The following is a 7,038-nucleotide window of genomic DNA, read 5'->3' as shown; positions in this document are numbered from 1 at the left end:
CACGGGCACCGCCCCGCCTTTCACCACGTACCGTTCCGTACCAACTCGGCGCGCACCGCGTACAAGCACCGGCGTCGGCGCGTCACCTCTGGTCACGTTAAGCCACGAGGCGCCACCGTGTGTGCATGACCAGCACAGAACTACCCCTCCAGGTGGGCCACTTCGCCATGCGCTTCAGCTCGACTCCCCGGGGCGTGCGGCTCGCCCGGCGGATGTGCGGCGAACGGCTCGCCGCATGGGATGTCCCGTACGGCAGCGACGCACACGACGCCGTCATCCTCATCACGGCCGAGCTGTGCGCGAACGCCGTGCGGCACGGGCACGTGCCCGGCCGCGACTTCCACGTACGTCTGGCCATCGAGACGCCAGCCACGGCCTCCACCGCCGTCACCGCGACCGTACGCGTCGAAGTCACCGACACCCGCGCCGAGCGCCTGCCCGTCCTCACCCCCGGCCCGACCGACTCGCCCGACGACCACCGCACCAGCGGCCGCGGCCTCCTCCTGGTCGAGGCCCTCGCCGACCGCTGGGGCTGGACCCCGAGAACGGACGACGGCCCCGGCAAGACCGTATGGGCGGAGTACGCGCTCCCCCTCCCGCTCGCCGTCCCCCAGACAGTCCCCAGCCCACCGCTCCCCTGAGGCCGGCTGGACTCGGCGATCCCCCACCGGCGAAACTGACCCCTGATCACAGCCGACGCACGATGCATAACGCACAGCTGAGGACGCTCGACGGGGGCAGGGGTGCCGGACCAACCGATCGCGGGACGCTACGAGCTGATCGAGCAGTTCAGCCACGGCGGCATGGGGGACGTGTGGCGGGGCTACGACGCCGTACTGGACCGGCCGGTCGCCGTGAAGCGGATCCGGCCGCAGTCCGTGACGTCGCCGCAGCTCGCCGAGGAGTTCAAGAAGCGGTTCCAGCGCGAGGCGCGGATCACCGCGCGGATCCAGCACCCGGGTGTCCCCCAGGTGTACGACGCGGTGCTCGACGAGTCGTACACGGACCTGTTCCTCGTGATGGAGCTGGTCGACGGCGTTCCCCTGACCGCCTACGTGCACCCGGACCAGCCGCTCCCGGTCACCTGGGCCGTGGCCGTCGCGGCCCAGGTCGCCACCGTGCTGTCGTACGCGCACGACGTGCCGGTCGTCCACCGGGACCTGAAGCCGAGCAACATCCTCGTGGCCCGGGACGGGACCGTGAAGGTGCTCGACTTCGGCATCGCGGCGATCCTGCGGACCGACGTCACCAAGCTGACCGCGACCGGCAGCCCGATCGGCACGTACCAGTACATGGCGCCGGAGCAGGTGCGCGGCGGACGGGTCACGCCGCGCACGGACCTGTACGCGCTGGGCTGTGTGCTGCACGAACTGCTCTGCGGAAGGCCGCTGTTCAGCGGGGACAGCGAGTTCCAGCTGATGAACCAGCACATCAACGCCGCGCCCACGCCCCTGCGGCAGCTGCGACAGGACGTACCGGCCGAGCTGGAGGAACTCGTCCTGCATCTGCTCCGCAAGGCACCCGAGGCCCGGCCCGCGGACATGCAGGAGGTGTACGAGCGGCTGGCGCCCTTCCTGCCTCCGCCCGGCGAGCGGACCGCGCCCGAGGAGGCGGGCCCTGCCGGGGCTCCGGACCCTACCGGGATGTTCCGTCGGCCGTACGCGCCCCGAGCGCGGGCGGGAGCAGGCGCACCGCGGGACGCCGCCGCGCTGCCCGGGAACGCACAGGCCCCGATCCCGCAGCCCGTCCCCGAGGCCTTGCGCGCTCAGGTGCGGGAGGTGCACGCCCACTACGCGGCCCTCATGGAGGAGGAGCGGTACTCGCAGGCCGCCGAGGTGGCCGGCGAGATGATCGAGCCTGCCGCACGGGCGCTCGGGGCGGAGAACAAGGTGGTGCTGGGGCTGCGCCGACGCCGGGCGTTCAGCCGGCAGCTCGGTGGTGACCACCGGGCCGCACTGCCGGAGTTCGAGGCGCTGGCGGAGGCGTACGGGCGGATCAGCGGGCCGACGAGCGAGGAGGCTCTGGACTGCCGTGCCCAGGCGGCCCGTTGCCGGGGCGAGCTCGGGGAGGTGACGGACGCGCTGTCGGGGCTGCGGGGCGTCCTCGACGTCGTGCGGTCCGTGGACGGCGACGTCAGCGAGTACGCGGTGGAGCTGCGGCGCGACATCGGCATGCTGCTGCTCGCGCAGGGGCTGGCGGCCGAGGCGCTCGGTGTCCTGGAACCGCTGCACCAGGACCTGTGCCTGGTCTTCGGGCCGGACGACGAGCTGACGGCCGAGGTGGCCGGGACACTGGCCGTGATACGGCTGGATCTCGGTGGTTCCCCGCCGTCGTGCTGACCTCCGGTCCCTCTGTTGGTACTGACCGGCGGCCCGTCTGTTCCTAAAATCCGATCATGCCGCACCTCGCCTTCGACATCGCGTTCTGTGCCCAGCTCGACAAACTCCAGAAGCATGTGAAGAAAGGTGTGTTCGACGCCTGGCACAAGTTCGAGACGCTCACACTCGACCAGCTGTTCAAGGACCAAGGGTTGAAGCTGGAGTCGCTCAAGGGGGCCAAGGACAAGCAGATCCGTACGATCCGGATCGACCAGGGCGTGCGCGGAGTCGTCCTCGCTCCCGAGACCGGTGACACGTTCGTGCTGTTGCGCGTGGGTCCGCACGACGAGGCGACCAACTGGGCGGTCAAGCAGAAGGCGAGCATCAACTCCGTCACCCGGGCCGTCGAGATCCGCGACATCGACATGCTCGAGGAGCTCACCCCCGCGTACGAGCGCATCGCGCCCGCGCCGGAGCAGCGGCTGTTCGCGAAGGTGTCCGACGGGGACATGGCGGCGCTCGGCATCGACGGGACCACCCTGCGCCAGGCCCGCGTGCTGACCAGTGTCGAGCAACTGGAGGTGTTCGCGCCGTTCTTCCCGCAGGACCAGCGCGAGGTGCTGGAGTACCTGGCCGCCGGCTTCACCGTGGAGGAGGTGTGGCGCGACGTGGTCGCGGTCAACCTCGCGGGTGCCGACTCGTCGGAGCCGGTCGACACGGCCGACTACGCGACCGCGATCCACCGCACCTGCACCCGCTTCGCCGTCGTCACCGACGCCGACGAGCTCCGCGACATCCTCGACAAGCCGTTCGCGGCCTGGCGGACCTTCCTCCACCCGTCGCAGCACAAGGTCGCCTACCGGGCGTCGTACTCCGGCCCCGCGCAGGTCACCGGCGGGCCCGGCACCGGCAAGACGGTCGTCGCCCTGCACCGCGTACGGCATCTTCTGCGCCACCTGCGGGACGGCGAGCGCATCCTGCTCACCACCTACACGAACGCGCTGGTGGCGGCGCTGCGCACCGGGCTGGACGCACTCGTCGAGGACGAGGCCGTACGGGACCGGGTGGACATCATGACCGTGGACGCGTTCGCCGGGCGGGTGCTGTCCACGTCGCGGAAGCCGACCTGGGGCGGGCAGGAGGAGGACCGTTGGAAGCAGGCGGCGCAGGCGACCGGGTTCACGGGAACGGCGCAGTTCCTGGCGCAGGAGTACAAGCACGTGATCCTCGCCCGGAACCTGCGCACTCTGGAGGAGTACGAGGCTTGCGAACGGCACGGGCGCGGCAGCGCTCTGCCCGTGGCACGGCGCCGGGTGGTGTGGGAGACCGTGCGGGAGTTCACCGAGCGACTGGCCGCCGACGGTCTGCGCACCTACCTCGGCACCTGCGCGGAGGCCGCCGACCTGATGGAGGCGGAGGGGCCACGGTACCGGCACGTGGTCGTCGACGAGGCGCAGGATCTGCATCCGGCACAATGGCGCCTGCTGCGGGCCGCGGTCCCCGAGCGTCCGGACGACCTGTTCATCGCAGGCGACCCGCACCAGCGCATCTACGACTCGAAGGTGTCGCTGAAGGCGGTCGGGATCAAGGTCGCGGGCCGCTCGACGAAGATGCGCAAGAACTACCGCTCGACACAGGAGATCCTGAGCTGGGCTACTGGGCTCCTCGTCGGCCGTCCCGTCGCGGAACTCGCCGACGACTCCCGCAACGACACGCTCCTCGGCTACCGCTCCGCCCTGCACGGCAACCGACCGGAGACGTACGGGGCGGCCGACGAGGACGCCGAACTCGACGCGTTGGTCGAGCGGGTGCGTGGCTGGCTCGACGGCGGGGTCGCGCCCGGCGAGATCGGCGTGTGCGCCCGCCTCAACAAGACGTGCGAGCGAGTGGCGGAGCGGCTGAAGGCGGCAGGTGTTCCGGTGGCCCGGTTGAAGGGTGCCGCCACAGGGCGCGCGGACACGGTGAGCGTGGGCACGATGCACGCGTTCAAGGGACTGGAGTACCGGTGCGTCGCGGTGATGGGGGTGCGCGACGAGGTGCTGCCGTTCCCCAAGGCTGTGACACCGGTGGAGGTGGACCGGCTGCAGCACGAGGCGGACCTGGCGGCGGAACGGTGCCTGGTGTTCGTGGCCTGCACGCGCGCCAGGGACGGGTTGTACGTGTCGTGGTGGGGGGAGCCGAGCGAATTCCTGGTGGGGGCGGGAGTGTGACATGAACGCACCCCGATACCGACAAGGAGGGCCTGCCGTTCCACGACAACTGGAGTATCGGCATTGGGCCCACCTCATCCGGGTCGGCCATTGGCCTTCAATACCAGGGCTACGTCGTCTTCACGTTGTGGCCGGTTTGATCACGTGATGCCGTGGTGGATCTCGTACTCGATACCCCACCGCCCGGTGGCACGGCCTGTGCCGGAGGGAACCGCGCCCCTGGACGGGCTCGTGTCCTGGTACGGGTGGAGGGGAAACCGGGCCAGGTTCACGGGGGAATCATGCAGATCATCGAGGTGACGGGGTATGCCGTCCGATCCGCTGTGATCACCATGAGGCGGACAGGGAAGCCACTCGAGTTCGTGATCTTCCCGATGCTGCACGTGGCTTCGCCGACGTTCTACTCCCAGGTCCGCCTCAGGCTCAGGGAATGCGACCTCATAGTCATGGAGGGAATCCGAGGGAATTCGGTCGGCGTGAGTGCCCTCACGCTTGCTTACCGGTTCGCCCCACGGCGTCGGCGCAACGGCTTGCAGGAGCAGCGCGATGGGCTGCTGCTTCCCGAGTCCGTACCGGTTGTCTACCCGGATGTGACCGCGGCGGAGGCGATCGCCGACCTCAAGACACTGCCGCGGTGGACGTACCTGCTTCTCATGCTCGGGGCTCCCGTGATGGGCCTGGTGTTCGCGCTGCGCGGTCCGCGCGCCTTCCTCGACGAGGACGTGGCAGTCGACGATCTGCCCTCGACGCTGCGGGCGGAGATGATGGCCGACAGTCCTGTGGAGCATGCGATGACCGATCGGCGCGACAAGCGGTTGCTCGACGCGCTCGGCGAGATCCACGCGGAGCGCGCCGACGAGCCGATCCGGGTGGCCGTCGTCTACGGAGCCGGCCACGTCCCGGCGATCGTGTCGGGGCTGATGGATCGTTACGGGTACCGGGCACGTGAAGCGGAATGGCTCACCGTCCTTGTCCCTGCGTAGATCGCCGGGCGAAACCGGTTCTGCGCGGCCCGGCAGACGGCGGCGTTACAGACAGCGAAAGAGATCAACCGGTTACCGCGTCGACGAGTTCGGACAGTGCGCCCGCAACCGCGCCCAGCCCCGGCCCCGGCGGTCCGCCCGGCTCGGTCATGTAGACGTCCCGCCGTATCTCGATCATCAGGGCGCTGACGCGGGGATCCTTCCCGTAGTACTTCAGCGGGACGTACGCCCCTTCGAAGGGGCTGTTGACGCCCGTCCCTCCGAAGCCGGCGAACGCCTCCTCGGCGGCGGCCAGCAGCGCGGCCGGTGTGTGGAAGGCGTCATGGCCCAGGCAGACGGGCGGCCGGGGGCCGTCACCGTGGAGTTCGTAGGGCAGGCGCTCGGTCGGGTACGAGTGGACGTCGATGACCACGACCCGCCCCACCGCCTCCAGCCGCTCGGTCACGGCGTCGGTCATGGCGGCGGCGTACGGGTGGAAGTAGCGCTCGATGAGCGGCCGGCCGTCGTAGTCGGCCGGGCGGAGTTCCTCCCGGTGCGTGGTCCGCGTGTAGACCGCGCCCATGCCGACGGCGAGCATCTCCTCCCGCTCGTCCGGGAACCGCTCGGGATCGACCACGAGGCGGGACAACTGGTTGACGAACCGCCAGGGCCCGGTGGCCGACCGGCCGGCGGCCTCCTCGGCGATCCGTGCGGTGTGCGCGTCGGTGATGTGGTCCAGCTCCCGCCCCAGCGCCGTCTCGTCGAGCACGATCCCGTCCCGTACGTCCGCCGGTATCGCACGTGAGGAGTGCGGTACGTGCAGGATCACGGGCGAGTCCGGCGCACCGGGCAGGAGCCGGTAGGGGGCCGACGTGTCGTTCATTCGGGGTTCCTCCCGGGTGTCCGGAGTCAAGCATGGGCCCCGGCCTTCCGGAGGCGAGCAGCGGCGGTCCGTAAGCACGTGAAACCCCGTGGAGCAGGTGAAATTCCGTGGCTCCGCCCCTGTCCAGGTCCTACAGTGACCGGGCACGACACCGCCACGGGGGAACTCTCGAACCATGCGTACGCACTATCCACGCACGCCGCACCTGCCCTGGTCCCCGGGCGCGACGCCGGACGACGTACGGACCGGCGATCTGTCCGGGCTGCGGGGGCGGGAGGTCGTGGTCACCGAGAAGCTCGACGGGGAGAACACCACCCTCTATCCGGACGGGCTGCACGCACGGTCGCTCGACTCGGCGCACCACCCGTCGAGGACCTGGGTCAAGGCCCTCCAGGGGCGGATCGGACCGGGGATCCCGGCCGGGTGGCGGGTGTGCGGGGAGAACATGTACGCCCGTCACTCGCTCGCGTACGAGGAGCTGGAGAGCTGGTTCTACGGCTTGTCGGTCTGGGACGGCGAGCGCTGTCTGGACTGGGACGGCACCGTGCGGTTCCTGCGGCGGCTGGGGGTGCCGGTCCCGCGCGTGCTGTGGCGCGGCGTGTTCGACGAGCGGGCGCTGAGGGCGCTGCGGCTGGACACCGGGCGGCAGGAGGGTTACGTCGTAC

General features: G+C 70.3%; 7 protein-coding genes. 5 read left to right on the top strand and 2 right to left on the bottom strand.

What is annotated here, in order from left to right; all coding sequences use genetic code 11:
- Positions 1 to 125 precede the first annotated feature (125 nt).
- The 3 genes from FNH04_RS38175 to FNH04_RS38165 all read left to right on the top strand — a co-directional run bounded on the left by FNH04_RS38175 (position 126) and on the right by FNH04_RS38165 (position 4,528).
- Positions 126 to 641, top strand: a complete 516-nt coding sequence (locus FNH04_RS38175; protein WP_228031851.1) for an ATP-binding protein — start codon at positions 126 to 128, stop codon at positions 639 to 641.
- Between the two features lie 102 nt (positions 642 to 743).
- Positions 744 to 2,339: a serine/threonine-protein kinase gene (locus FNH04_RS38170; protein WP_322725057.1), complete on the top strand. Its 1,596-nt coding sequence runs from the start codon at positions 744 to 746 to the stop codon at positions 2,337 to 2,339.
- Between the two features lie 56 nt (positions 2,340 to 2,395).
- Positions 2,396 to 4,528 carry a UvrD-helicase domain-containing protein gene (locus FNH04_RS38165; RefSeq protein ID WP_152790433.1) on the top strand — a complete coding sequence of 711 codons (2,133 nt, stop codon included), beginning with the start codon at positions 2,396 to 2,398 and terminating at the stop codon, positions 4,526 to 4,528.
- Between the two features lie 140 nt (positions 4,529 to 4,668).
- Here FNH04_RS38165 and FNH04_RS48770 read toward each other — a convergent pair whose 3' ends face one another.
- Positions 4,669 to 4,800 (bottom strand): hypothetical protein, encoded by a 132-nt coding sequence (locus FNH04_RS48770; RefSeq protein WP_265581359.1) that lies wholly within the window; start codon positions 4,798 to 4,800, stop codon positions 4,669 to 4,671.
- Between the two features lie 9 nt (positions 4,801 to 4,809).
- On the opposite strand from FNH04_RS48770, the gene FNH04_RS38160 reads away from it, so the two are divergent.
- Positions 4,810 to 5,511: a hypothetical protein gene (locus tag FNH04_RS38160; RefSeq protein WP_152790431.1), complete on the top strand. Its 702-nt coding sequence runs from the start codon at positions 4,810 to 4,812 to the stop codon at positions 5,509 to 5,511.
- Between the two features lie 64 nt (positions 5,512 to 5,575).
- Here FNH04_RS38160 and FNH04_RS38155 read toward each other — a convergent pair whose 3' ends face one another.
- Positions 5,576 to 6,373 carry an N-formylglutamate amidohydrolase gene (locus tag FNH04_RS38155; protein ID WP_152790429.1) on the bottom strand — a complete coding sequence of 266 codons (798 nt, stop codon included), beginning with the start codon at positions 6,371 to 6,373 and terminating at the stop codon, positions 5,576 to 5,578.
- A gap of 175 nt (positions 6,374 to 6,548) precedes the next feature.
- Here FNH04_RS38155 and FNH04_RS38150 point away from each other — a divergent pair.
- Positions 6,549 to 7,038: RNA ligase family protein (locus tag FNH04_RS38150; protein WP_194236952.1), on the top strand; the 490-nt coding region annotated here is incomplete at its 3' end.

This window comes from Streptomyces phyllanthi, from assembly GCF_009377205.1.
Lineage (GTDB): Bacteria > Actinomycetota > Actinomycetes > Streptomycetales > Streptomycetaceae > Streptomyces > Streptomyces phyllanthi.
Note: the sequence above shows the minus strand (reverse complement) of the source record. Positions and strands in the feature narration are given on the sequence as shown.